Here is a 25,160-nt window from a genome sequence, read left to right as displayed (position 1 = left end):
GACCCGCTGCGCAGTTCTCCACCTTCGCACGGCACTCACGCACGAGCCTCAGCGAACCGAAGCATCGAGACGGGAACAGGCGCGTTCGGGGTCTTCGGCAGGTCAACCACAGGGAGAACGATCTGAACGTTGGCCTCGTCATCGACACCGAGATTCAACCAGTCCGTGCAGTCGAGATGGGGCAAGGATGCCGCGAGCTGGCGATCAGCCAGCAGCAGGCTGAATGGGGGGAAATGGATAACAGCAGATATCGTCGGGGCGGTCTCCGTCTTCCATCCGGAGCCGTCTTCATCGTCGAACGACATCTTGAGCGCCAAAGCTTCGTGCGCACCTTCCACGGTGGCTGCTGCTCCGTCAGGCGCAACAGCCACCAAGAAACGGAGGTCATCTGTCGGCGAAGATGGTGTGCCCTGCCGAACTGCCCGGACGAGGTCAGGATGCGAGTCGAGCAACTTGGGTGCCAGCGCGGTCATCCCCGCGAGCGCGGAGCGTATGAATCTACCGGGGCGCACGCCACTCAAGGTGCCCACTATCTGCGTTCGCTCTCCCTTCAATGGTGAATTGACCAGGACGTTCGCGAATGAATATGCCCATCGAATGTACTCGTCGTCCCAAGGTGACGTGGCCACTCGGCAGGGCTCACAGTGTGCGTATAGATTGGCGCCGCCAAGGCGCGGCCTCCCATAAACGAGCTGGCTATCAGCAGTCGCACCGCCCCACGAGAAGGACCGGTTGTTGAACGCTGCCTTCGGCGGTACGTGCGCCTTGGTGAGCCTTGCCCTGGCCCCGCACAACGTGCATCGACCGACCTTTGATCGTTGACCTGTCGGCCTGAAACCTTCTTGTTCGTTCAAGCTTGTCATCGGCAAAATCTCTAGGAGTCCGCTGCTGGGAGCTGTTCAAGCGTTGCCGGAGCCGGGACTGCCTGGGGGCTCGCCTCGGAGAGGACAGCAGCCAGGCTGTCTATGTCCTCGTGGGCCGCGACACCGGGGAACATCCAGTGCAGATCGCGCTCGTCTGTGGCGACGTCGATGGTGGGCCGGACACCCACTCCGCGGGCTGATCGACCGCGCACGTTGCGCACTTCGTCCAGGGAGTAGATCGGGCCCAGTTCGCCTCGTCGTAGAAGATTCCCTGGATTGGCCGTGACGATCCGTCGGTCAGTGACAGCCACGAAAGTGCTCGACGCGAACTTCTCAACGATCGCACTTCCTCTTCCTGGCGCAAGCGCATCCCATGTCGCATCAACCCGTTTAGCGAGAATCGCTGGCACGACTCCGGCGAAGTTGTGGGTCCCCACTTCGTACGGGAACGCCACGCTGCGAAGCGTCTCGCCGTCCTCAAGGAACCACCGAAGGATGCGCAGGTACGAATCGAGCTCAAGCCCGTCAGGCGCGCACACGGTCTCCGGTGCTGCTGGCACGGCGACTGCGGGCTGGAGCATGTCGGCCAGGGGTCCGATGGCTTCGATGAGTTGCTTGCATGTGAGTTGAGACGCCTTCGCGTCTTTCCGCTTCTTCGTGAGCGGCACGGTCGCTCTGCCAGGAAGCTCGGCGATGATCCGCAACTCACGCACAAGCGATTCTGTTAGTGCCCGGATTTCGGAGAGTGACTCGTCAATCTCGGCGGGGGTGTTCCGAGCGATCCGGTCGAAGAGTTGAGCTTCGCTTTCGTCGTTGGCACCTCGGGTTCTGGCGAGGGCTGCGCGGCAGCCTGATACTCTGCGTAGGTCTTCAGCGAGCTGAGAAGCGCGTAGGTGTCGAAGACGATTGCCTCGGCGTTGGATTCGAGGTACTGGCGGCGGGGACGTCCGTCCAGTTTCCCGATCTCCTGGATGTGGCCCGCCACGTTCTTGCGGTACAGCTTCAGTTGCTTGCGAATGCCGTCTCGACTGGGCGCGATGGGTTCCCACACAGAATCGGTGATGGCGTCGAGTTCACGGGTCTCCTTGACCGCCTCATCCACGGACTCCGCCAACCCTTCAAGCTCTGCCCATTGCTCGTTCCGGATGGCCTTGAGCGTCTGCGTCGTGAGCTGAATGTTGGAGCGGACGAGGCCCGAAATCTCACCGAGCTGCATCTGGAGCGCGATCATGGCGACAGCCGGGCCGATGGCTGCGATCGCCGTGGCGGCCGTCATCGACGCGGGGATGAAGCGTGCCTGCGCGACCAGTTCACCGTTCTTGAAGATCGCTCCGAGCTTTGCACCGTCCTTCGCGGCCATCTGGCCGCCGCTCTTCAACAGAGACAGCGTCGCATCGTTGACGCGGAAGAGGCCTTGCGCGCTCGACACAGCTTCCGCGACGTTCCCGACGATCGTGCCGGCGTTGCCGAAGGAACCGAGAGCGGTGGAGAGCTGAGCGCGGTCGAAGGACGGCACCATGTCAAGGCTGATGAGTTCAAGACCGTCGGGGACTTCGCCGAATACGACTGCGACGCCTGGCGTCACCTCGACGAGGGTCGTGGACGCTGCGAGTTCAAGTGCGTCGGACCTGATCTGACCATCTACCGAGGTCTGTCTGCCAACGGCATCGTCGCTACCGGACTCGTCGCGCGGGTCGTCCATGTGGGCTCTCCTTCTCGCCGGTGACTGCCTCGTGCCTCCCTCCGACGCCTCCATCAAGTATGTCAGCCACCTCCGACGGCGCCCGGGGTCATTGCAGCACACCTCCCCATCACACGACTTGCGAGGAGGCCGACCATGCCCACGTTCTTCGATTCGACTGCCGATGCCGCTGAGGCATCCGAGGCGTTGCGCGGGTTGGCGCACGCGAGCCGGGGGTTCGATCAGCCCGCCGAGATGTACGGGGTGATCGGTGATCTGTCTTCGGGGATGCGCTCGCTGCGGCAGGCGCTCGACCAGATCGCTGATGTTCACGAGCGCAAGGCCGCGCACGCCTTCAATGATGACGGGAGCCACGAGGCAGGAGTGCGGGACGCGCTCGCTGCTGCGGAGGAACTGCGTCAGGCCGCGAACCTCGTCGACCGGGCGTACGACCGGCTCGCGGAAGGGTTCATCGCCGCCGGGCGGATCGCCTGGCACCCCGAGCCGACTGTCGAGGAGGCCGCGCCGTCGCGGTGGGTCAGCGTGGTCTTCCTCCAAGACGAGGAGGCCGACCGGCCGTTGCGCATCCTCGGCGAGCTGGGGCATGTCGATGCGGTGGACTTCCTCGCCCAGTGGGACTACGGCGACGAGACCACACAGGCTGCGCTGGAGAACGGGTACGTCTACGACGAGCCCGGCCAGGGCACGAACGACCGGGTGGCGCTCTCGGGCGACTACGCGCTGGTCGTCAACCCGCACGTCGGCCATGTCTCGCTGCTGCGCCGCTACACAGAGCCGGAGGCAGAGCGCTCGGATGCCGAACAGGTCGGACCGGTTCCGGTGCAGCCGGGGCCGGAGCTGCTGGTGTCGTACTCGTCGCCGGGCGCTCCGAAGCGAGCCGACCTGCCGTCCCCGAAGCGAGATGGGTCGTGGTTCGAGCCAGCCAAGATCACAGCGGTCAAGCAGTCGCGGGGGCTGGTGCGGTGACCGAGGATCGCGCGCGGCTGCACACCGCTGTATTGGTGGCACCGTCGAAGGAGCGGCGCAAGCTCCGCAAGCAGCGCCGCAAGGCCGAGGCCAGGCTCCACACCGAGCAGCGAAGGACCGCGATCGCCGCCGCGAAGGCAAAGGCCGAGGAGGAGCGGGCCGAGCGCCGCGCAACTATCTACCTGCCAAAGGCCGGCGAGCCTGGCGCGGCGCGGCTGCGCACTCCGGGCCGGTTCCATCTGACGCGGCATCAGGACACGTCGGCGACGCTGGCGGGCGCCTACCCATTCGTCGCCGAGGGCGGTCTCGGTGCCGACGGTGTATTCGTCGGCCAAGACCTCTACTCGGGCGGGAGTTTCGTCTACGACCCGTGGGTGCTCTACGCAAGCGGGATCATCACCGCACCCAACGTGGTGCTGGCCGGGATCGTTGGTTCCGGCAAGTCATCGCTGGCCAAGTCTCTCTACACACGGTCGCTGCCGTTCGGAAGGCGCGTGTACGTTCCCGGCGACCCGAAAGGGGAACACACTGCCGTCGCCAACGCCGTCGGCGGCAGAGCCATCGTCCTCGGGCACGGCCTCAACACGCGCCTGAACCCCCTCGATGAAGGCCGCCGGCCCAGCGGCCTGTCGGATGAGCAGTGGGCCTCAACCGTCGCCGCGCGACGGCGTGATCTGATCCGCGCACTGGCCGAGACCGTGCTCGCGCGCGGGTTGTCGCCGTTGGAGCACACCGCGATCGACATCGCCCTGACCCAGACCGTGCGGGAGAACGACGTGCCGATCCTGCCGATGGTCGTTGACCGCATCCTTGCCCCGAGCGCGGATGCCGACGGCCGGTTGGCCGAGGACGGCAGGCTCGTCGGCCACGCGCTACGCCGTCTCGTCGCCGGTGACCTGGCCGGGCTGTTCGACGGGCCTTCGACGGTCGCGTTCGATCCGTCGTTGCCGATGATCTCGCTCGACCTCTCCCGGGTCACCGAGAACTCGACGCTCATCTCGGTGTTGATGACGTGCTCGTCGGCATGGATGGAGTCCGCGCTGCTCGACCCGAACGGCGGGCAGCGGTGGGTGATCTACGACGAGGCATGGCGGCTCATGTCCCACCCTGCCTTGTTGCGGCGGATGGATGCGCACTGGCGGCTCGCCAGGCACTACGGGATCGCGAACATGCTGATCTTCCACAAGCTCACCGACCTCGACAACGTGGGCGACCAAGGCTCCGCCATGCGCTCCCTGGCGAACTCGCTGCTGGCGAATGCAGAGACGCGGATCGTGTACCGGCAGGAGTCCGACCAGCTCGGGCCGACCGCGACCGCGCTCGGCCTGACCGGCACCGAGCAGCAGCTCTTGCCGAACCTCGGCGTCGGCCAAGGCCTGTGGCGGATCAAGGCCAGGAGCTTCGTCTGCCAGCACCAACTCCACCCCGACGAACTCGCGCTATTCGACACCAGCAGCCGCGCAGCAGGAGGCCACCGATGAACCTCACCAGCCCGCGCCGATCAGGCCCGAATGACGACGATGCAACGGCTCCCGTCGAGCTGCCGCATGTCCTCCTGACCGTCGCCGAAGACGGCACCCTCGCCGCGATGGTCGATGGGACACCGTTCGCGTCGCCGGACGCGAGCGTGTGGACGCGCGCGACGTTCGGGCCGCTCATGGATGCCATCACCAAGGACCGCACCATGGCGGTCCGGGTCGAGGTGCGCGAGAACGATGGCAGCGTCTTCACCGACATCCTCCGCACCCGCAAGCCCCGACGCGCCGTGGCTCCGTCCGAGACCCCGGTGCCGGAGACTCGCCGGAGTCGCCACGCCCGCCGGGTGCCGCGCTTGGCGGAGGTCGCCGCCGATGGGTTCGTGCCCGGCGAGGATGTCGCCGTCGCGACGATCATCTCCCACACCGACGCCACCGGAACCGGCGAAGCCCGCGCACTCGTCGACCTCGACGACCTGCCCGAGGGAAGCTCGCGCGAGGTGATCCTCCTTGGGCGCATCTCGGGCACGTTCGCGGTGCGGAGGCTGACATGAACCAGCGGCAGGCCGGGGGCATGGGCGACGAAATCACCAACGCCGCCCTCATCGGTCTGATCGGCATGTTCGGAATCGCTCTCGTTCTCCGCGCGGCCGGCAGCGTCACCGCGTTCCTCACCGGCACGCCGCAGCCCGACGCCGGCGCAGCGGCGGGGCTCGCCGTGCTGTTCAACCCCGCCGACCCAGCGACCGCACTCGGTGCCGACGGGCTCAACCCGGTCGTCTACTGGCTCGTCAGCACGGCACTGCTCGGCGGACTCGCCACCGGGATCGTCTGGGTGTGGATCGTGCTACGCCGCCACACGCGGAAGACCGAGACCGACCCGCACCGACTGGCGGGGATCGCGACCAGCCACGAGGTCAAGGCCGCCGCATCCGCGAAGGCACTTCTTCACCGCGCGGCCACGCTGCGGCCCTCCTTGGAGTCGCCAGCACCGCAGGATGTCGGCTACCTGCTCGGGGCCAGCCGTGGCACGAAGGTCTGGGCATCGGTCGAAGACTCGATCCTGCTGATCGGCCCGCCCCGCTCCGGCAAGGGCCTGCATGTCGTCATCAACGCGATCCTCGACGCACCCGGCGCGGTCGTCACGACCAGCACGAGGCCCGACAACCTCACCGCGACCCTTCGCGCTCGACGCCGCAAGGGCGGGCCGGTCGCGGTGTTCGACCCGCAACACCTCGCCGAAGGCATCCCCGCCGGGCTGCGCTGGTCGCCCATTCGCGGCTGTGACGATCCGCTGACCGCGATGATCCGCGCTAACGGACTCGCCGCCGCCACGGGACTGTCCGCCGGAGGGGTCGAGTCGGGCGGGTTCTGGGAGGGCAAGACCCGCACCGCACTTCAGAGCCTGCTGCACGCTGCCGCGCTGGACGGCCGCCCGCCCGCCGAGCTGTTCAGGTGGACTCTTGATCCCAGCGCGGCATCGGAGGCCGTCGCGATCCTCAACTCCCACCCGAACGCGGCGATGGGCTGGGACGACTCCCTGGCCGCGATGATTGACGCTGACCCCAAGACCCGCGACAGCATCTGGCAAGGCGTCTCCCTCGCCCTCGCCGCACTCGCCGACCCCCGCGTGCTCGATGCCGTCACACCAGGCCCGCACGAACACTTCGACCCCGAGACCTTCCTCACCGAGCAAGGCACCCTCTACCTGCTCGCCACCGGTGCCGGAGCAGGAGCCTCCGCATCGCTGGTCGCGGCGTTCGTCGAAGACCTCATCGAAACCGCCCGACGGCTCGCCGCACGCTCACCCGGAGCCCGGCTCGATCCGCCGCTGTTGCTCGCGCTCGACGAGATCGGGAACCTCGCGCCGCTGCCGTCACTGCCGACGCTCATGGCCGAAGGCGGAGGCACCGGGATCACGACGATGCCGGTCTTGCAGTCCCTCGCCCAAGCCCGTGACCGGTGGAGTGAGCACCAGGCCGGCGCGATCTGGGACGCCAGCATCGTCAAGATCATCCTCGGCGGCGCATCCAACAGCCGCGACCTCCAAGACCTCTCCACCCTCATCGGAGAGCGAGACGAGTACACCGACAGCGTGACCCTCGGCGACCACGGCACCCGCTCCAACCAGCGCTCGATCCGCCGCGTCCCGATCCTGCCGGCAGACCGCATCCGCACCCTGCCATTCGGCACCGGCATCACGATGCTGCGCTCCGCGCCACCCATCGTCACCGACCTGCGCGCCTGGCCGACCCGGCCCGACGCCGCGCAGCTCCGCAGCGATCGCGACGAACTCGAAGCGCTGCTGCGCCACCGTCCCTCAGCCTGACGGCGCTTGGGAATCGGGGTGCACCTGCCTGACAGAGCGACCCACACGCAGTTGGTCGCCCGAGTCAGGAGGAGGCCATCATGGCCATTCACACGCAGGAATCGCTGTCAGGCTTCATCGCGTCGGAGCCGTTGCTCACCGAGACGGCCAAGGGAGACGCCAGGTTCTTCGCCCGTATCGGCAAGGAGCATTTCCGCCGCGAGGACGACGGCTCTTTCACGCAGACCGAGACGACCTACCACCACTTGGTGATGTTCGGGCGTTCCGCTGAGCATGCGCACGCGAACTTCGCGCAGGGCGACAACTTCGTCGCCGAGGGATACACGCGGCCGGTCAGCTACGAGCGCAACGGTCAGGCGATCGAGGGCGAGGAGTTCGTTGCCAAGAAGATCGGCCATGACGCCGCGCGAACCCGCTACGAGGTGGACCGCACGCCGCGCAATGGAGTCGGCCGGGACGCAGCGGCGTACGAGCCGACGCAGCGAGCAGCGACCGCGGCGCACGCCCCGGTCTCCATGTGAGTTCGGGAGCGACAGCACCATGAACGATCAACATGAGATGGATGAGCCGGACGTCTTCGACGGGCCGCCCCGTGTCACCAACGCGGACATGCCCGAGCCGCCTCACCCCGTGAACTGGAACCTGCTGACGGCGCACGAGCTGGAGCAGGAATGGCTCGCGCTGAACCGGTGGGTTGATTGGCTGCGTCGCACCTACGGCCTCACCGTCGCGGTGGTGCCGCCGTTCTGGCATCACCACCCGGAGATGGTTTGGGAGCTGTCGGCGCTGCACCTGCATTGGCTCGGTGCCTACGACCCCGAGCAGAACGCCTCCGCGCCGCTCGGCTGGCACCGCGACTTCGCCGACGCACGAGAGCGCCTTCGCTACTGGGTCACCGCCTGCGGTACTCGTGGAGACCGAGACCGCCCGACCCGGCAAGCTGCTTGGCCTGGTGAGGACCCGGCGCCGACGATCCAGGACTTCACCTTCACCGACCGCGACACCGAATTCGCCGAGTTCGTCATCGCGCAAGTCCGCAAGCGCCAGGAGGCCGAAGACGAGTTCTACGCCAGCCTGGACGACGACGAAGCGCCGTAGACCGATGAGCCGCTACGCCAAGAAGACCGAGCGACGCCCGTATGAGGAGCGGTCGTTCTCCGTCCGGGCCGTCCACCGCGAACGCGCCGACCTGCACAAACTCGCCGAGGTTCTCATCCGGCTGACATTGCAGGAGACCGGCGAGAGCCGCGCAGCCCGCGAGGCCGCGCGGGTGCCCGACACCTACCGGGCGGCACCGGATGACCCTGGCCGCCATTGAAGCCGCCCGGTAGAATGGACCGTGCAAACCTCGCGATGCGGGGTGTTGTCGCCTAAACCTCGCCGCTCGGCGGGCAACACGCACCGAGACCATCGGGTCTCGCCCTACAGCCTTCAACGGCTGCTCTCACGATCAACACCCCTCCCACCAACAGTGGGAGCGCGAGGGTCGAACCGCGTGAGAGTGAGCCCCCGATGACCACCATTGCCGACGATCCGGCAGCCAGCCTCATCGACCCGCCCAAGACTGCGGCTGCCGCCGTGTCGTACCTGCGGGTCTCCACCCGCGAGCAGGCCGAGAAGGGCGGGACCGACGAAGGCTTCTCGATCCCTGCCCAGCGCGAAGCGACCCGGCGTAAGGCCGAACAGCTCGGCGCCGCCATCGTCGAGGAGTTCGTCGACGCGGGAGCCTCAGCCAAGTCGTCCGACCGGCCCGAGCTGATGCGGATGATCCAGTACGTCAAGGCCAACAAGGTCGCGTACTGCATCGTTCACAAGGTCGACCGGCTCGCCCGCAACCGCGCCGACGACGTGAGCATCCACCTCGCACTCCAACAGTGCGGGGTCATGCTCGTGTCCGCGTCCGAGAACATCGACGAGACCCCCTCCGGGATGCTGCTGCACGGCATCATGTCCACCATCGCCGAGTTCTACTCCCGCAACCTCGCCACCGAGGTCGCCAAGGGCATGAACCAAAAGGCCATCGGCGGCGGCACGAACGGGCGCGCGCCCATCGGCTACTTGAACGTCCGCAAGCGCGACGAACTCGGGCGCGAAGTCCGCACCATCGAGCTCGATCCCGAGCGAGCACCGATGATCGAGTGGGCGTTCAAGGCGTACGCCTCGGGCAACTGGAGCGTCAGCCAACTCCACGACGAACTCACCTCGCGCGGGCTGCGCAGCCTGCCCACGCCGAAGAGGCCGGCGAAGCCTCTGGCGGTATCCACCATCCACCGGCTCCTGACCAACCCGTACTACAAGGGCGATGTCATCTACAGGGGTACCCGCTACAAGGGAAACCACCCGGCACTCGTGCCAGCCGAGGTCTGGTACCAGGTCCAGTCCGTGCTCACCGCGCACCAGTGCGCCGTCGAGGCAACCCAAGTCCACGGCCACTACCTCAAAGGCACCATCCACTGCGGTCAGTGCGGCTCCCGACTCATCGTCTCCAACGCGAAGAACCGCCACGGCAACGTCTACTGCTACTTCGTATGCTCCGGTCGGCACTCCAAGCGCACCGACTGCACACGCCAGGCGATGCTCATCGAAGACGTCGAGAAGCTCGTCGAGGACTACTACACCCGCGTCCAGATCACGCCCGCCCAGCAGGATGCGCTCGCGGGCATGCTCCACCACGAGTTCGATCGGCTCATGGCTGCCGAGACCGAGGAGCTGGAACGCCTCACCACCAACCGCGACCGGCTCGAAAGCGAGCAGGACCGGCTCATGCAGGCGCACTACGCCGACGCGATCCCGCTCTCAGTGCTCAAGCGCGAACAAGAGCGCATCGTCGTCGAACTCGACCAGGTGACCCGCCGCATCGACGCCCACTTCGGCGACTACGCCGAGGCCCGCGCCCACCTCGACGACGCCCTCGGCCTGCTCGCCAACTGCGCCGACATCTACACCCGCTGCGACGACACCAACCGGCGGCTGTGCAACCAGGCGTTCTTCACGAAGGTCTTCATCGACGAGGACAACGAGCTGCGGGTCGAGCACAACCGGCCCTTCGAGATGCTCCTTGATCCGCAAGTCAACGCGAATGCCCTGACCTGGGCCGCAGACGCCAACAAGGCCCGAACCTCGGCCAGCGTTTCCGTTGGCAAGGGTTCGAGCCTTGTGCGTGGGGTGGAGCTAAGGGGATTCGAACCCCTGACCTCTTCATTGCGAACGAAGCGCGCTACCAACTGCGCCATAGCCCCTTACAACTCGAACAACTTTACCCGGCTGCTCGTGAAATGAAAAATCGGCTCATCCCGCGGCGCGTCGCGCGAGCATCTCGCGCACGTGCCGCTCGATCGCGGCGTCTTCCTCGCGGCGTTCGGCGAGCGACACGGGGCGCGGGTGGCGCGCGGCGACGCGCTGGCGGGCGACCTCCTCGCGGGCGGCCTGTTCCAGCTTCTCGCGCGCCGTCGCAGCGGCCACCTCGTCCGCGGCGCGGGATCCGGCGGTCGCCGTGAGCGGCGTCGGCAGGCGGCGCGGCGTCCAGCCCCGGTCCTCCGGGTTGAGCAGCACGGGCTCCGGGCGCACGGGGGCGGCCGGGACCGCGACGGGCGCGGTCTGCGGGGCCCGCCGCGCGCGTCCCGCGACGGCTGCCATGCGGCGAAGGGCCGTCATGCCGAGCACGGTCACGACGATGCCGATCGCGAGCCATGCCCAGACGCCCGAGGCGAGCGTCTGCCAGGCGCCGAGGCCGGCGGCCGCGAGCCCCGCGACGGTCGTCGCGGTCGCGGCGAGCCGCCCGCGGCGACGCGCCGCCTGCAGCCGCACCCGCGGATCCCGCTTCAGCGCCTCGAGCTCACGCCGGCGGTTCTCCGCCTCGATCGCCCGGGTCAGCCGCGCCGCCTCGGCGTCGCGGCGGGTGCGCTCGAGCTTCTCCTCGTGCTCCTCGCGGCGGCGCTGCGTCTCGGCGCGCTCGTACTCGGCCTGGAGGCGCGCCTCTTCGGCCTCGAGCTTCTTGACGAGCCGCTGCTGGCGCGCCACCTCGCGGGAGGACAGCTCGATCCGCACCTCCTCCGAGGCCTCGCTCGACTCGGCGAGCACGCGTAGCGCCTGGTTCAGGCGCACGGCGTTGCGCTCGGCGGCGTTGTCCCGCGCGCGGGCGTACCACGTGGGCAGCAGATAGATCAGCCACAGCAGCACGACAACAAGAGCGATCACACCACCGCCGAGAATCTGCCCATCCATGCGGTAAACGGTATGCCATCAGGCCTAAACGCGGCCCGTATGCGCGGCGTGTCTAGAACAACTGGCGCAGATTCGTCTTCGCGAGATCGATCAGCTCGTCACCCTTGCCGGACAGCACCGTGCGGATCGCGTAGAGCGCGAAGCCCTTCGCCTGCTCCATCGTGATGTTCGGCGGCATCGACAGCTCCTGCCGCTCCGTCGTCACGTCGAGCACGGCGGGGCCGTCGTGCTCCAGGAACTCCTCGACGGCGGCGGGGAGATCGGCAGACTTCTCCACCCGGATCCCCTTGATGCCGACGGCCTCGGCGACCTTCGAGAAGTCGGGGTTGTCGAGCCCCGTGCCGAAGGTGACGAAGCCCGCCGCCTTCATCTCGAGCTCGACGAAGTTCAGCGACGCGTTGTCGAAGACCACGACCTTGGCGTTCAAACCGTTCTGCGTGAGCGTGATCAGCTCGCCCAACAGCATCGCGAGCCCGCCGTCGCCCGCGAGCGCGATCACCTGGCGGGAGCGGTCCTGCGCCTGTGCACCGATGGCCTGCGAGAGCGCGTTCGCCATGGATCCGTGGGTGAAGGATCCGATGAGCCGCCTGCGGCCGTTCATCGTGAGGTAGCGCGCCGCCCAGACGGTGGGCGATCCGACGTCGGGGATGAAGATCGCGTCGTCGTCGGCGTGGTCATCGATGAGCTTCGCGAGGTACTGGGGGTGGATCGTCCGCTTCGACGGCGTGGCGAGGTCGTCGAGGTCCTTGCGCGCGCGGCGGTAGTGCTTCACGGAGGCCCTCAGGTGACCGCCATCCTTGCTGCCCTCGAGCCGCGGCAGCAACTCGTCGATCGTCTCGGCGACGCCTCCCACGAGCCCGATGTCGACGTGGGTGCGGCGCCCGATCTGCTCGCCGCGGATGTCGACCTGGATCACGGTCGCGTTCTCCGGGAAGAACTGCTGGTACGGGAAGTCGGTGCCCAGCATCACGAGCGCATCGCATTCGCGCATCGCGTGGTAGCCGGACGAGAAGCCGATAAGACCCGTCATGCCGACGTCGAAGGGGTTGTCGTATTCGACGTGCTCCTTACCGCGCAGCGCGTGCACGATCGGCGCCTGCAGCCGCTCGGCGAGGGCGATCAACTGCTCGTGCGCGCCGGCGACGCCCGCCCCGGCGAGGATCGTGACCTTCTTCGCCCCGTTGAGCGCCGCGGCGGCGCTCTCGAGCTGCGACTCGGCCGGGATCACCGTCGACGCATAGCCGCGGATCTCCTCGACGTGAGCCGCGACGTCTGCCAGCGCGATGTCGCCGGGGATCACGAGTACCGCGACGCCCCGCTTCTCGATCGCCTCGCGCATCGCGATGCGCAGCATGCGCGGCATCTGCTCGGGGCTCGAGACGTGCTCCGCGTACACGCTGCACTCGCGGAACAGCTCCTGCGGGTGCGTCTCCTGGAAATAGCCCGACCCGATCTCGTCGCTCGGGATGTGCGCGGCGATGGCGAGCACGGGAACGCGCGACCGCTGTGCGTCGAAGAGCCCGTTGATGAGGTGCAGGTTTCCGGGGCCGCAGCTTCCCGCACACACCGCGATCTCGCCGGTCAGCGCCGCCTCGGCTCCGGCGGCGAACGCCGCGGCCTCCTCGTGACGCACGTGCACCCACTCGATCCCATCGGTCACGCGCAACGCGTCCGTGAACCCGTTGAGCGAGTCCCCCGGCAGTCCGTAGACGCGTTTCACCCCGCTCGTGCGGAGAGTATCGACGATGTTCTTGGCGAGCGTGGGCATAGGTGTGTCCCTTCTGCGAGGCGGCGCGGATATGCGCTGGGGCCGAGCCTACGCCCGTTCGGAACCCCCGGGGCCCATCGCACGCGACCCGGGTACCACGCCCGCACCCTCGGGAACCTGCCCCCGGATCCAGCGCTGCAGCACACCCTGGGGCACGTCCTCGCGCGTCAGGGCGAACGCGTGATGATCGCGCCAGGCGCCATTGATGTGGATGTACTTCTCGCGGTAGCCCTCGTAACGGAAGCCCAGCTTCTCAACCACGCGCAGGCTCGGCGCGTTCTCGGGCCGGATGCAGATCTCCATTCGATGCAGCCGCAGCGTCGAGAAGCACAGGTCGGTGGCCAGCGCAACGGCGGTCGGCGTGATCCCTTTGCCCGCGAAGCGCTCGTCGATCCAGTACCCGATCGTGCCCGACGACATCGATCCTCGCGAGATCCCCCACACATTGAGCTGACCCGCCACCTCGCCGTCGTACTCCATGACGAAGGGCACCCCGCTGCCGTCGCGATACTGCTGAAGCAGCCGGCGGATCGCCCCGCGCATCTCGAGCGGCACCGCACCGTCGGGATTGGTCGCCTCCCACGGCACGAGCCACGCGCGGTTGTCCATCAACGCCTGCTGCAGCGGTCGCGCGTCGCGGGAACGAATGAGCCGGATGGACACCGCCCCGTGCGAGGCTTCGAGCGTGTCCATCCGGCTCTCCTTAACGTCTCCTGACGAGCAGGTTTACAGCGTAGCGGCGAAGTCCTTGATCCAGGGACGCAGCTCGGGGCCGAGGTCGTCGCGGTCGCTCGCGAGCTGCAGGATCGCCTTGATGTAGTCGAGCTTGTCGCCGGTGTCGTAGCGACGGCCGCGGAAGATCACGCCGTACACGTCGACGTTGTCGTCGTCGGCCGCGACCTCCTTGAGGGCGTCGGTGAGCTGGATCTCGTTGCCCTTGCCGGGCTGCGTGTGCTCGAGCACATCGAAGATCTCGGGGGTGAGCAGGTAGCGGCCGATGATGGCGAGGTTCGAGGGAGCCTCCTCCTTCGCCGGCTTCTCGACGAGGTCGAGCACCTTCACGACGTCGGGGTCGTCGGTCGCCTCGACCGAGGCGCAGCCGTACATGCTGATCTGCTCGGGGTCGACCTCCATGAGCGCGATGACCATGGCCTTCTTCTGCTCGTTGACCTCGATCATCTTCGGCAGCAGCGGGTCGCGCTCGTCGATCAGGTCGTCGCCCAGCATGACCGCGAAGGCGCTGTCGCCCACGTGCGACTTCGCACGGTAGACCGCGTGACCGAGACCCTTGGGCTCGCCCTGGCGCAGCATGTGGATGTCGGCGAGCGAGCTCGAGTGCTGCACGTGACCGAGCTTGCGGTCATCGCCCTTCTCGGTGAGCTTGCCCTCGAGTTCCGGCATCGCGTCGAAGTGGTTCGCGATGGCGTTCTTGTTACGGCCGATGATCATCAGCACGTCGCGGATGCCGGCTGCAACAGCCTCTTCGACCACATACTGAATCGCGGGCTTGTCGACGACGGGAAGCATCTCCTTCGGCGTCGCCTTCGTCGCGGGCAGGAAGCGGGTACCGAGACCCGCCACCGGCATAACGGCTTTGATCTTCGCAGGTTCCATCCGAACACCATAAGCGACGTGGGTGGGAAAACCCGACTTTGCCCCCATAGCCTGGATATATGGACGCCGAGAAGAACGCGATCCGCACCCGGATCCGCGCGGCGCGCGCCGAGCGCGGGCTCGCGGAGCGCGCGGCGGCCGACGCCGCGATCGCGGAGCGCGGCCTCGCCCTCATCGAGGCGCGGCGGGCCCGCACCCTCGCGTGCTATCTCTCCTCCCCCTCCGAGCCGCCCACGCGCGCACTGATTGCCGCCGCGGCGGACCGAGGGATCCGCGTGCTGCTGCCGCTCGCCCGCGCGGGACGGGTGCTGGACTGGGCGGAGCACGCGGGAGCCGAGCGGATGACGCCCCTGGGCGTGCCGGAGCCGACGGGCGCGCCGCTCGGCCCCGATGCCGTCGACCAGGCGGACATCGTTCTCGCCCCGGCGTGCGCCGTCGATTCCGCGGGTTTCCGTCTCGGCTGGGGTGGAGGCTACTACGACCGCGCGCTCTCCGGTCCGGCCGGGGGGATCCCCGCATTCGCGGTGCTCTATGATTCTGAAGTGGTCGCGCGCGTACCCCACGAGGCGCATGATGTCGCCGTCAGCGGAGTTCTCACGCCGACCCGAACGCTGACATTCGACCGGTGATCCGAGGGCTTCCTCGAGAGCCGGTGTATCCGGGAGGCCCCCATGCCCACGTATGCCTACGCCTGCACGTCGTGCGGGCACGCTTTCGACGCCGTGCAGTCGTTCAGCGACGCGGCCCTGACCGAATGCCCCGAGTGCGGCGGCGCGCTGCGCAAGCGCTACGGCACGGTCGGTGTCACCTTCAACGGCTCCGGCTTCTACCGCACCGACTCGCGCGCGTCTGCTGGCGCGGGTGCCTCTTCTACGGCATCATCGTCTTCGTCGGCCTCGAGCTGACGGGACCGCCCGGAGAGGCCGGCGGGCACGCACCTAAGGGGGAACATGTTCCAGGGATTCAAAGAATTCATCATGCGCGGCAACGTGATCGAGCTTGCCGTCGCGGTCGTCATCGGCGCAGCGTTCAGCGCCATCGTGACGGCGTTCGTTGACAACCTTATCAACCCGCTCCTGGGCGCGTTCGTGCCGACCGGCAGCCTGTCGGGCTGGGTCGTCACCGTCCCGGGCCTCTTCGACCCGGCCTCGATCGGCATCGGCGCCATCATTCAGGCGGCCATCAACTTCCTCGTCATCGCCGCCGTCGTGTACTTCTCCCTCGTGCTGCCGATGAACAAGCTGGCCGAGCGCCGCGCCCGCGGCCAGGTGCCCGCCGACGTGCCGCCGACCCAGGAGGAGCTCCTCACGGAGATCCGCGACCTGCTCGCCGCACAGCGCAACGCACGCTGACCGCACACACGAAAATGCCGCCCCGAGGGGCGGAATTTTCGTGTGTGCCTCAGTAATGCGGGGGCTTGTCGCCGAGGAGACGGGCGTCGTTCGCCCCCGCGGGCCCCGGGGGCCGTGCCTCCTGCTCCTGCTCCCGCAGCGTCGCCTCGGCCTCGGAGTCGCTCAGCGTGCCCTCGACGCGCGTGAGCCGGGCTCGGCGGGATCCGCGGACCTTCTCGACGCGTTGACGCGGCTCTTCCGTCACGGCAGCGGCGCGGTGTCGTCGTCGACGCGCGCGACGTCGTCACCGATGCCGAGCACCGACGCCACCCGCGCCGCGACGGCCCGCGGGTCGCTGTACAGGTCGAAGGCGTGCACCCGCACGTAGTGCCATCCGAGACGGCGCAGCACCTGCGGCCGAAGCCGCAGCGTCTCGCGCAGCGATTCCTGGCGGGCCTCCGGATCCGACTCCACGACGAGGGCCTTGCCGTTGGCCTGGGCGACGAGCGGGAGGAGACCGCGATAGTCGACCTCGACGGCCGCTCCCATTCGGCGCAGCTCGCGCGCGAGAGCGAGGGTCAGCGGATCCGCGTCGTCCTCGCGCCGCGGCGTAGAACGGCTCTCCTCGTAGGAGCGCAGAATGTCCATCAAGAGGGCCGCGCCGTTCGAGAAACGACCGTCGTCGATGTCGGGCGGGCGCACGCACGAGACGACGACCATCGATCGACGCGCGCGCGTCATGCCCACCGTCAGCAGGCGCTCGCCATCGTCGCTCGACAGGTCGCCGAGCTCGCTGAGCACCCGGCCGTGCCGGGTCTTGCCGTAGCCGAGCGAGAAGATCACGCGATCGCGGCTCTCCGCGACGGACTCTTCGAGGGTAAGCACGGCGAGCGGCTCGGCGGTCTCGCGGGAGACGAAGTCGGCGACGTCGCTGCGTCCGGCGAACGCCGCCGTCACGGCGGCACGCACGCGGTCGGCGTGCTTGCGGCTCGCCGTCACAACCATGAGCGACTCGTTCGGCCGGTTCACGGCGTGCTCGACGACGAGCGTCACGACGCGCGCGACCTCCGGGTCCGGGCTCTCCACCGCACCCGTCTCTGGGTCCGGGGCACCGGATCCGCCCTCAACGAAGTCGACCGTCAGGCTGCCGCGGCCCAGGTACGAACCCGCCCACGGCAGCGAGTGGATCTCGCCGCCGTAGAAGGCGTCGTTGACGAGCTTCGCGAGATCCTCGCCGCCCGCGCGGTAGCTGCGCGTGAGGGTCTCGACGGGAAGGATCTCGGAGAGCTGCTCGAAGGCGCTGGGCTCCTCCGACAGCCCGGCGTGCGCCGTCGGTACCGCCGTTGAGACGTCGAACGAGGTGGGGCGCTGCGTGACCGGGTCGCCGAAGGCGACCAGCTGCGCTCCGCGCCGGATCGCGGGTGCGACCTCCGCGATGTCCAGCGCGGCGCTGTCGACGAGGATGACCGCGTCGAAGCGTTCGTTCTCGGGAAGCATGGGCACGTCGTAGGGCGAGCAGAGCCACACGGGCGCCAGGATCCGCATGAGCCGCGGGGCGTCGGCGAAGAGCTGCCCCGGCGTGACCTCGCCGCGCATCAGCGCACGGCGCAGGCGGTCGGACTCGTCGGGTTCGTCGACGATCCCGATCTTCCACTCGCTCGCGAGCTGCCATGCGAGCAGCTCGCCGGAGGCCGCGGCGTGCGCGCCGTCGACCAGGCGGAAGTCCTTCTCGAGCCGGTCGACGACCGAGGTCGACGCGCCCAGCAGCGCGGGATCCGAACGCATCGTGTGCTCGAGCGCGGACTGCCACCAGGCGAACTCCAGCTCCTCCCCCACGCGCGCCTCGTCGACGTGGCGGACGGACAGTTCCGTCAGCAGCGGCGACAGCCCCCACGCGTCGAGGGTCGTGCGCAGCTCGGCGCGCTCGACGATGTTCTCGAAGACGTCCGACTCCGCCGCGAGGCCCGCGATCGTGCGGATCAGGCGCTCGATCGGGAGTGACGCGAGGCGCGTCCCGCGCGCGAGATCGCGGTCGAGAGCGGAGAGCTCCGCCTCGACCAGCCGCCACTCGTCGTGCGTCTCCGACAGGCCGAGCGGGACCTCGGGCGCGCTCACGCCCTCCACGAGGTCCTTCCACTGCGCGCGCTGATGCCGGATCCGCGTGAGGGACTCGTGCATATCGGCGATGTGGATCCCGGGACGGACGAGCTCCTTGGAGAGCCGCTTCAGGCGGCGGCGCTGCGAACTCGACATGCCGGCGGCGTCGCGGCGCGAGCCGTGGGCCTTGATCATGTCGTTGAGCGGCCGCGAGAACGCCGCGGGCTGGAACTTGTCGAGCGAGTCGCGAACGCCCTCGAGCAGGGTGAGGTACTCGCCGAGCTCGTCGACCGTCGTGAACGGCCGCATCCGGGTCTGCGAGATGAGTTCGTAGCCGCGCTCGAGGAGCTGCGGGACGAGGGTCTCGTGCAGGCGCTTCGCGCGAGCATGCGCGTCACGCGCGCGCTGCGTGGTCGAGAAGCTCACGCCGTACCACGGCGAATCGTCGGGGCCGACGCGGAACTCGCCGAGTCGCGCCGCGAGCGCCAGCGTGCGCGCGGCCTCGCTGCGGTCCCCCGCGAGCTTCGCCAACGCGTCGGGCGTCAATCGTGCCGACGAGGTCGGCGGGATCGGGAGCGACGCGAGGCGCGTCAGCTCCCGCGTCATCTCGAGAACCGAGACGCCGAGCTCGCGCCGCGGTTCGGCGAGCGCGCTGCGGTAGTCGCGGAGCATGCCCCGCAACCGCACGAGCGCCTCGTCGATGTCGCTCACCTTCGGCTGGGTGGCCCGCTCGTTGCGGCCGATGGCGCGGATCAGGTCGGCGCGCAGCGTCGTCGGCGAAACCGCGAGGCCGTCGAGGTGGATCCCGCGAAGGCGGTGGGCGACGCCCTCGAGCGTCGATCGGCGCGCGCTGACGACAAGGGTGCGCTTACCGGCGCGCACCAGTTCGCCGACCGCGTTGATCGCGGTCTGCATGCTGCCGGTGCCGGGGAGCGTGTGCACGACGAGCGACTGGCCACCGACGATGCGCGCCAGAACCGCCTCCTGCTCCGCGTCCGCGTCGAGGAGGAGCGTGTCCGAGGCGGGCGAGCGGTCGTCCGGGTTGGTCGGCATCGCGACCGGGCGCGTCTCCTGCACCAGGCGCAGGTGCTCGGGGTCGCCCGCCAGCGCGCCGAGAATCGGGTGGTCGATCCGCTGCAGGTCACGCACCATGCCGCCGGCGACGTCCGCGAACGTCGACACCACCAGACGAGCCTTCACCGAGAAGCTGTCGACGTGGCTCGTGAGCTGCCGCAGCCGGTCGATCACGGGCTGCGGCTGGAACAGCCCGTCGTCGTAGGCGAGCGACGCCAGCGAAGCCCCGTCGAGCTCGACGCCGAAGTGCTCGCGCACCGCGCGCACGAGCTCGGGGTTGACGCTGAAGTGCCCGCGGAGCTTCAGCTCGAAGTCGGCGTGGTGGCGACGCAGACCGAGGGGACGCAGGAGCACGGGTGCGGTGAACTGCTCGGCGCCGACGCGCCAGGAGGCGACGCCGACGGCCAGGCGCACGGCGTCGATGCCGCGCGAGGTGCGCAGCTCGACGTTCTTGGCGGCGATGCGCTCGGCCGCCAGCCGCGCACCGCGCAGCGCGACCTCATCGCGGAAGAGATTCGACAGGAGCGTCGATCGGCCGGTGATGAACTGCGGAAGGCTTCCGGGGTGGGCCGTCGTCATCTCGATGAACGACTCGGGTGCCTCGTGATAATGCAGCAGCGTCGAGGATCCGCCGAGGCCGCCTGCGACGGCGCGCAGTCTCTCGGCGAATGCCCCCTCCGCAGGGGTATCCGCCGTCACGCCTTCTTCCGATCCGGACAGCGCCGCCGAGCCTCTGATACGCCACACACGCGCAAGGGTACGGGGTATGCGGCGATTTTTGCGTGGGGATCGCCGCTTTTCGGCAATGTCGTCCGCGGAAACGATTCATGACCCCCGAATTGCCCGTTCTTTCCACAATCGGTCGCCGCGCGAGGGCGGGGAACGGCGGAAACGAACATGATGGATCCATGAGCGATTCCACACCGACCACGGGCCTCGTCATCGGCCCCGACGGGCTGGCACGGCCCGCCTGGGCGGAGCAGAGCGAGCTCCTGCGCGCCTACTACGACACCGAATGGGGCATGCCCGTCACGGACGAGCGCGGCGTCTTCGAACGGCTCAGCCTCGAGGCGTTCCAGTCCGGGCTGAGCTGGGCGACGGTGCTGCGCAAGCGCCCCGCGTTCCGCGAGGCCTTCGCCGGCTTCGACCCCGAGGCCGTCGCGGGCTTCGGCGAACTCGAGGTCGAGCGCCTGATGAGCGACGCCGGCATCATTCGCAATCGTGCGAAGATCCTCGCGACCATCGGCAACGCGCGCGCGACCCTCGCTCTCCGCGAGGAGGGAACGGATCTCGCGGAGCTCGTGTGGGGCTTCCGCCCCGCACAGACGCCGGCCCCGCGCGCGATCGCGGACATCCCCACCGCCAGCGCCGAATCCGTCGCGCTGTCAAAGGAACTGAAGCGACGCGGCTTCCGCTGGGTCGGCCCCACCACGATGTTCGCGCTCATGGAGGCGATCGGTCTCGTCGACACGCACCTCGTCGGCTCCCACCGCCGCGGCACGAGCGGCGTCTGGGGGTAGTCCGCCGCAGACGACAGGATCTTCTCGGCGCTCGGCCGAGAAGATCCTGTGCCCCCGAATGGATTCGAACCATCGACACCCGCTTTAGGAGAGCGGTGCTCTATCCCCTGAGCTACGGGGGCGAAGAACGCGAAACGCGCCCGACCTATATTACTGGGCCGGGCGCGTGACGCGAGACGCGGTTAGTTCGCCTCGTCATAGGCGTCGAGGATCGTCTGAGGAATTCGACCGCGGTCGCTCACGGTGTGACCGTTCTCGCGCGCCCATTCGCGAACCTTCTGCAGGTCGCGGATATTGCCCACGGTGCGGGCGCGAGCGGGCTTCGCCGAGGCAACCGAGCCGATCGTGCGGCGACCGGCGCCGATGTACGGTGCGAGAAGCTCGCGCAGGGCCGTCGCATTCGCGTCGGTCAGGTCAATTTCATAACCGCGGCCATCGAGGGCGAATTGAACGCTCTGTCCCTCACCCGGCTCGAGCACCGTTCCGTCGAGGTCGTCAACAAGCTGATGAATGATCTTACGTGCCATATTCGCAACAATAGCGCAATTCCGAGCAATATCGGAAACGGCAAAGGAAATAGCGAATTACGCCGCCATCTGCAAATAGGGCTCCCACGCCGGTTCCGCCTGTTCGGAGCCGCGGACTTCCCATGCGGTCCCCCGCGGAGCGGTCGGCCTGACGCGTAATTCCCACCCCATCTCGGCGGGCGTGCGATCGCTCTTTGTGTTGTTGCATTTCACGCACGCGGCGACCAGATTCTCCCAGGTGTTCTTTCCGCCGCGCGAGCGCGGAAACACGTGGTCGATCGTATTCGCGGAGCGTCCGCAGTAGGCGCAACGGTGGCCGTCACGGCGCAGCACCCCGCGACGCGTGACCGGAACCTTCTCGGCGCGCGGAACCCGAACGTAGCGCGTGAGAACGATGACGGCCGGGCGGTCGAATATCTCGGACGCTCCCCACACCGGCGAATCTTCATCGCATTCGACCATGTTGGCCTTTTGGCTCATCACGAGCATGAGCGCGCGCTTGAACGAGACGATCGCGAGGGGTTCATATCCCGCGTTGAGGACAAGTGTGCGCATGCCGGCCGCCTTTCTTCACGCCCCGGATGGCTTCCGGGGACAAGACCTGTGCTCACACAGTGCGATGGGCGCACTGCGGCGACACGTCGAGAGTAACCCATACGACACGCCCGGGGAATGACGCCGAGGTAAATTCTTCCGGAAATGCATTTAGGCGCCCGTTCCCGAGGGAACGAGCGCCTAAAGAAGCGAGAAAAATCAGCCGATGGGGAGGTACGAACGGGGCTCGACCAGCTGGCCGTTGACCCGAACCTCGAGGTGGAGGTGGTGCGCCGTCGAGCGCCCCGTCGAGCCGACGTAGCCGATGATCTGGCCCTGCTCGACGTACTGACCGGCCTGAACCTGCCGCGATCCGTACGTCATGTGACCGTACAGCGTGTTCGAGCCGTCACCGTGGTCGATCTGCACGGCGACGCCCCAGCCGTAGTGCGCCTCGCTCGACACGACGACCGTTCCCGACTTAGCGGCGTAAATCGGCACGGACCAGTCGGACTGGCTCGTCGTCACCATGTCGGTGCCGTCGTGCCCGCTGCTCAGCGACCGGCTGATGTAATAGCCGGCGCCGCCGAGCGGGTTGATCCAGCCACCCTGCGCCTCGGCTGGCGGAGCCGCCGGGGCGGCGGGCTGCTGCGGCGCGGTCGAGTCCGGAACACCGGCGGGCGTTCCCTGATTCTGCTGCTGTTGTTGCTGCTGCTGCTGCTGCTGCTGGGCGAGGATCGCCTGACGCTGGCGCTCTTCCTCGGCGCGTTCGAGCGCGAGGCGCTCGGCCTCGGCCTGCGCGATCTCGTCGGCGGTGCGCGCCGAGTAGCTCGTGGCGGTGATGTCGGCGCCCGCGGCCTCCTCGCCCGCCGCGAACGACTGCGCATCCTGCGCGGCCTCGTCGCGAGCGGTCGCGGTCGCCGCGGCCTCCGCGCTCTGCTGCGTCGCGGCGAACGCGGGAATCGCGACTCCCGCGATCAGCGCACACACCGCCGCAGCGGTTCCGACGGCCCGCACGCCACCGAGGCGGCGCTTCGGGGCGGACGCCGGCACCTTGCGGCGCTCGGCGCGAGCGATGCGGCGGGCCTCCTTGCGGGCTTCCGCGACAAGCTTCCTGCTACTCACCGAACGGTCGGCGGATTCCGGTGCGTCCGTACGGGCGATCTCGTCATTCGCCGTTTCGTTCTCTGCCACGTGTTTTCCTCCGCCGGATGACCGGCTCGTGATTGGGGTCACTCTACGGTAACGAAAGATAACGAATCTGTCACGCTCGGATTCGATATTCTTGTTCGCGCACCGGAGTTTCGGAGGTCACTCGGCGACAAGGAAGACGTGCGAGGCAAGGTCGAGCGGCAGCTCGAGACCGCCCTCGACCCCGTCCATCTGCATCAGGACATAGCCCTCGTTGAACCGGAAGGTGCCGCGCGCACCCGGCACGACGCCGGCCTCGCGAAGCTGACGCAGGAGCTCGGGCTCGACCTGGATCGGCTCCGCGAGCCGGCGCACGGTGCCGATGATCGGTCCGCCCTCGGCCTCGAGGCGCTTCACCACGCACACCACTCCCTCGTCGAAAGACCCGGCCGCGGCCGTCTCGCCGATCTCGCCGAGGCCGGGGATCGGGTTGCCGTACGGCGACTCGTCGGGGTGCCCCAGCAGCTCAACGAGGCGTCGCTCGACGAGCTCGCTCATCACGTGCTCCCAGCGGCAGGCCTCCTCGTGCACGTAGGCCCAGTCGAGACCGATCACGTCGCTCAGCAGGCGTTCCGCGAGGCGGTGCTTACGCATGACCTCGATCGCCTTGCGGCGTCCCGTCTCCGTCAGGACGAGGCGGCGGTCCTCGCCGACACGAATGAGACCGTCGCGATCCATCCGCCCGACGGTCTGCGAGACCGTCGGCCCCGAGTGCCCGAGGCGCTCGGAGATGCGCGCGCGCAGCGGAACGATCCCCTCCTCCTCGAGTTCGAGGACGGTGCGAAGGTACATCTCGGTCGTGTCGATGAGGTCAGCCATTACTGCTCCTGGTGTGCGAGGACGTACTCGATGCTCTTGACGAGCTGGCGCACGTCGTTCGGCTCGATCGAGACGAACGTGGCGACGCGCAGCTGGTTGCGGCCGAGCTTACGGTAGGGCTCGGTGTCGACGATGCCGTTGGCGCGCAGCGTCTTCGCGATCGCCGCGGCGTCGATGCTCTCGTCGAAGTCGATCGTGGCGACGACCGGCGAGCGGTGCGCCGGGTCTGTCACGAACGGCGTCGCGATGTCCGACGCGTCCGCCCACTCGTACAGAACGTTCGACGACTCGCGCGTGCGCGCGTCGGCCCAGCTGAGACCGCCGTTGTCGAGGATCCAGCCGAGCTGGCTGTCGAGCAGGTGCAGCGTCGTCACCGCGGGGGTGTTGTAGGTCTGCTCCTTGCGCGAGTTGTCGAGAGCCGTCGCGAGGTTCAGCGATTCCGGGATGTACCGACCCGAGGCGGCGATCTTCTCGATGCGGGCGATCGCGGCGGGCGAGACCGCGGCGAGCCACAGCCCGCCGTCGGATCCGAGGTTCTTCTGGGGCGCGAAGTAGTAGACGTCGGCCTGCGCCAGGTCGAAGTCGATGCCGCCCGCGGCGCTCGTTGCGTCGATCACCGTCAGGGCGCCGTCGGCGGACACGCGCGTGATCGGGGCGTATGCGCCGGTCGAGGTCTCGTTGTGCGGCCAGGCGTAGACGTCAACGCCCTCGAGCGGCTCCGGCAGGGCGATCGACCCCGGCTCGGCCGTGATGACCGAGGGCGCGTCCAGCCAGGGCGCCGCGGCGGCGGTGGCGAATTTGCCGCCGAACTCGCCGAAGGTCAGGTTCTGGCTCCGCTTCTCGATCAGGCCGAAGGCCGCGGCGTCCCAGAAGGCGGTCGATCCGCCGTTGCCGAGGATGATCTCGTATCCCTCGGGCAGGCGGAAGAGCTGCGCGAGGCGCTCACGGACCGATCCGACGAGGTTCTTCACCGGGGCCTGGCGGTGCGAGGTGCCGAGGAGGGAGGCGCCGACGGCGGCGAGCGCGGACACCTGTGCGTCGCGGACCTTCGAGGGTCCGCAGCCGAAACGTCCGTCAGCGGGGAGGAGGTCGGCGGGGATCTGGAGCGTCATGCAGTCAGTTTAGC

The 25,160-nt window shown here is 68.3% G+C and carries 26 protein-coding genes, 2 tRNA genes and 1 pseudogene; 12 read left to right on the top strand and 17 right to left on the bottom strand.

The window, feature by feature from the left end:
* Nucleotides 1-35: 35 nt before the first annotated feature.
* From IEX05_RS06110 to IEX05_RS15240, 3 genes are all read right to left on the bottom strand, one after another.
* Nucleotides 36-473, bottom strand: a complete 438-nt coding sequence (locus IEX05_RS06110) for a hypothetical protein (RefSeq protein ID WP_188700514.1) — start codon at nucleotides 471-473, stop codon at nucleotides 36-38.
* Nucleotides 474-874: 401 nt separating this feature from the next.
* Entirely contained in the window at nucleotides 875-1,576 is a 702-nt protein-coding gene (locus IEX05_RS15245) for a hypothetical protein (protein WP_229661162.1), read from the bottom strand.
* 11 nt (nucleotides 1,577-1,587) lie between these two features.
* A complete protein-coding gene (locus IEX05_RS15240; RefSeq protein ID WP_229661161.1) occupies nucleotides 1,588-2,565 on the bottom strand; it encodes a hypothetical protein in 978 nt (325 codons plus the stop codon).
* A gap of 135 nt (nucleotides 2,566-2,700) precedes the next feature.
* Between IEX05_RS15240 and IEX05_RS06100 the strand changes: the two genes are divergently transcribed.
* The 8 genes and pseudogenes from IEX05_RS06100 to IEX05_RS06065 form a co-directional block, all read left to right on the top strand.
* Nucleotides 2,701-3,531: a hypothetical protein gene (locus IEX05_RS06100; RefSeq protein ID WP_188700513.1), complete on the top strand. Its 831-nt coding sequence runs from the start codon at nucleotides 2,701-2,703 to the stop codon at nucleotides 3,529-3,531.
* Nucleotides 3,528-5,012 (top strand): putative type IV secretion/conjugal transfer ATPase, encoded by a 1,485-nt coding sequence (locus IEX05_RS06095; RefSeq protein WP_188700512.1) that lies wholly within the window; start codon nucleotides 3,528-3,530, stop codon nucleotides 5,010-5,012. Before IEX05_RS06100 ends, IEX05_RS06095 begins: the two co-directional genes overlap by 4 nt.
* Nucleotides 5,009-5,560 (top strand): hypothetical protein, encoded by a 552-nt coding sequence (locus IEX05_RS06090; protein WP_188700511.1) that lies wholly within the window; start codon nucleotides 5,009-5,011, stop codon nucleotides 5,558-5,560. Before IEX05_RS06095 ends, IEX05_RS06090 begins: the two co-directional genes overlap by 4 nt.
* Nucleotides 5,557-7,335, top strand: a complete 1,779-nt coding sequence (locus tag IEX05_RS06085) for a type IV secretory system conjugative DNA transfer family protein (RefSeq protein ID WP_188700510.1) — start codon at nucleotides 5,557-5,559, stop codon at nucleotides 7,333-7,335. The genes IEX05_RS06090 and IEX05_RS06085 overlap by 4 nt, the downstream gene beginning before the upstream one ends.
* Nucleotides 7,336-7,415: 80 nt before the next feature.
* Nucleotides 7,416-7,856 carry a single-stranded DNA-binding protein gene (locus IEX05_RS06080; protein ID WP_044636310.1) on the top strand — a complete coding sequence of 147 codons (441 nt, stop codon included), beginning with the start codon at nucleotides 7,416-7,418 and terminating at the stop codon, nucleotides 7,854-7,856.
* A 37-nt stretch (nucleotides 7,857-7,893) separates the two neighbouring features.
* Nucleotides 7,894-8,433, top strand: coding sequence for a hypothetical protein (locus IEX05_RS06075; protein ID WP_106299085.1), 540 nt, complete (start codon nucleotides 7,894-7,896; stop codon nucleotides 8,431-8,433).
* A gap of 4 nt (nucleotides 8,434-8,437) precedes the next feature.
* Nucleotides 8,438-8,653, top strand: coding sequence for a hypothetical protein (locus tag IEX05_RS06070; RefSeq protein WP_188700509.1), 216 nt, complete (start codon nucleotides 8,438-8,440; stop codon nucleotides 8,651-8,653).
* A gap of 194 nt (nucleotides 8,654-8,847) precedes the next feature.
* Nucleotides 8,848-9,888, top strand: a pseudogene (locus IEX05_RS06065) (recombinase family protein); the annotation flags it as partial.
* Nucleotides 9,889-10,131: 243 nt separating this feature from the next.
* On the opposite strand, the gene IEX05_RS15235 reads toward IEX05_RS06065, so the two are convergent.
* The 6 genes from IEX05_RS15235 to galU form a co-directional block, all read right to left on the bottom strand.
* Nucleotides 10,132-10,371 (bottom strand): hypothetical protein, encoded by a 240-nt coding sequence (locus IEX05_RS15235; RefSeq protein ID WP_229661160.1) that lies wholly within the window; start codon nucleotides 10,369-10,371, stop codon nucleotides 10,132-10,134.
* Nucleotides 10,372-10,501: 130 nt separating this feature from the next.
* Nucleotides 10,502-10,574: transfer RNA gene (locus IEX05_RS06060), tRNA-Ala, on the bottom strand.
* 49 nt (nucleotides 10,575-10,623) lie between these two features.
* Nucleotides 10,624-11,559 carry a large exoprotein gene (locus tag IEX05_RS06055; protein ID WP_188700508.1) on the bottom strand — a complete coding sequence of 312 codons (936 nt, stop codon included), beginning with the start codon at nucleotides 11,557-11,559 and terminating at the stop codon, nucleotides 10,624-10,626.
* 52 nt (nucleotides 11,560-11,611) lie between these two features.
* Nucleotides 11,612-13,327 (bottom strand): ubiquinone-dependent pyruvate dehydrogenase, encoded by a 1,716-nt coding sequence (gene poxB, locus IEX05_RS06050; protein WP_188700507.1) that lies wholly within the window; start codon nucleotides 13,325-13,327, stop codon nucleotides 11,612-11,614.
* 48 nt (nucleotides 13,328-13,375) lie between these two features.
* A complete protein-coding gene (locus IEX05_RS06045; RefSeq protein WP_188700506.1) occupies nucleotides 13,376-14,020 on the bottom strand; it encodes a GNAT family N-acetyltransferase in 645 nt (214 codons plus the stop codon).
* 33 nt (nucleotides 14,021-14,053) lie between these two features.
* Nucleotides 14,054-14,941 carry a UTP--glucose-1-phosphate uridylyltransferase GalU gene (galU, locus tag IEX05_RS06040; protein WP_188700505.1) on the bottom strand — a complete coding sequence of 296 codons (888 nt, stop codon included), beginning with the start codon at nucleotides 14,939-14,941 and terminating at the stop codon, nucleotides 14,054-14,056.
* A 59-nt stretch (nucleotides 14,942-15,000) separates the two neighbouring features.
* On the opposite strand from galU, the gene IEX05_RS06035 reads away from it, so the two are divergent.
* From IEX05_RS06035 to mscL, 3 genes are read left to right on the top strand one after another with little or no spacing between them, the layout of a single operon-like run.
* Complete coding sequence (locus IEX05_RS06035) at nucleotides 15,001-15,570, top strand: 5-formyltetrahydrofolate cyclo-ligase (RefSeq protein WP_188700504.1); 570 nt, start codon at nucleotides 15,001-15,003, stop codon at nucleotides 15,568-15,570.
* A gap of 42 nt (nucleotides 15,571-15,612) precedes the next feature.
* Nucleotides 15,613-15,846 carry an FmdB family zinc ribbon protein gene (locus tag IEX05_RS06030; RefSeq protein WP_188700503.1) on the top strand — a complete coding sequence of 78 codons (234 nt, stop codon included), beginning with the start codon at nucleotides 15,613-15,615 and terminating at the stop codon, nucleotides 15,844-15,846.
* 45 nt (nucleotides 15,847-15,891) lie between these two features.
* Nucleotides 15,892-16,293: a large conductance mechanosensitive channel protein MscL gene (mscL, locus tag IEX05_RS06025; RefSeq protein WP_188700502.1), complete on the top strand. Its 402-nt coding sequence runs from the start codon at nucleotides 15,892-15,894 to the stop codon at nucleotides 16,291-16,293.
* 49 nt (nucleotides 16,294-16,342) lie between these two features.
* Here the strand turns inward: mscL and IEX05_RS06020 are convergent, their stop codons facing one another.
* Nucleotides 16,343-16,537: a hypothetical protein gene (locus tag IEX05_RS06020; RefSeq protein WP_188700501.1), complete on the bottom strand. Its 195-nt coding sequence runs from the start codon at nucleotides 16,535-16,537 to the stop codon at nucleotides 16,343-16,345.
* The gene (locus IEX05_RS06015) at nucleotides 16,534-20,190 is read right to left on the bottom strand and encodes an AAA family ATPase (protein ID WP_373286285.1); all 3,657 of its coding nucleotides are present in this window, start codon (nucleotides 20,188-20,190) and stop codon (nucleotides 16,534-16,536) included. Before IEX05_RS06015 ends, IEX05_RS06020 begins: the two co-directional genes overlap by 4 nt.
* A gap of 161 nt (nucleotides 20,191-20,351) precedes the next feature.
* Between IEX05_RS06015 and IEX05_RS06010 the strand changes: the two genes are divergently transcribed.
* On the top strand, nucleotides 20,352-20,963 hold the full coding sequence (locus IEX05_RS06010; RefSeq protein WP_188700500.1) for a DNA-3-methyladenine glycosylase I: 612 nt from the start codon (nucleotides 20,352-20,354) through the stop codon (nucleotides 20,961-20,963).
* A 49-nt stretch (nucleotides 20,964-21,012) separates the two neighbouring features.
* Here IEX05_RS06010 and IEX05_RS06005 read toward each other — a convergent pair.
* The 6 genes from IEX05_RS06005 to serC all read right to left on the bottom strand — a co-directional run bounded on the left by IEX05_RS06005 (nucleotide 21,013) and on the right by serC (nucleotide 25,146).
* Nucleotides 21,013-21,085, bottom strand: a tRNA-Arg gene (locus IEX05_RS06005).
* Nucleotides 21,086-21,145: 60 nt separating this feature from the next.
* Entirely contained in the window at nucleotides 21,146-21,490 is a 345-nt protein-coding gene (locus tag IEX05_RS06000) for a histone-like nucleoid-structuring protein Lsr2 (RefSeq protein WP_188700499.1), read from the bottom strand.
* A gap of 57 nt (nucleotides 21,491-21,547) precedes the next feature.
* Complete coding sequence (locus IEX05_RS05995) at nucleotides 21,548-22,045, bottom strand: HNH endonuclease (RefSeq protein ID WP_188700498.1); 498 nt, start codon at nucleotides 22,043-22,045, stop codon at nucleotides 21,548-21,550.
* A gap of 198 nt (nucleotides 22,046-22,243) precedes the next feature.
* Entirely contained in the window at nucleotides 22,244-23,218 is a 975-nt protein-coding gene (locus IEX05_RS05990; protein ID WP_188700497.1) for a M23 family metallopeptidase, read from the bottom strand.
* A gap of 117 nt (nucleotides 23,219-23,335) precedes the next feature.
* Nucleotides 23,336-24,034 (bottom strand): iron-dependent transcriptional repressor DtxR, encoded by a 699-nt coding sequence (locus IEX05_RS05985; RefSeq protein WP_188700496.1) that lies wholly within the window; start codon nucleotides 24,032-24,034, stop codon nucleotides 23,336-23,338.
* Nucleotides 24,034-25,146, bottom strand: coding sequence for a phosphoserine transaminase (gene serC / locus IEX05_RS05980; RefSeq protein WP_188700495.1), 1,113 nt, complete (start codon nucleotides 25,144-25,146; stop codon nucleotides 24,034-24,036). Before serC ends, IEX05_RS05985 begins: the two co-directional genes overlap by 1 nt.
* Nucleotides 25,147-25,160 lie beyond the last annotated feature (14 nt).

Source organism: Microbacterium nanhaiense, from assembly GCF_014646015.1.
GTDB lineage: Bacteria > Actinomycetota > Actinomycetes > Actinomycetales > Microbacteriaceae > Microbacterium > Microbacterium nanhaiense.
This window is presented reverse-complemented; position numbering and strand designations above follow the sequence as displayed.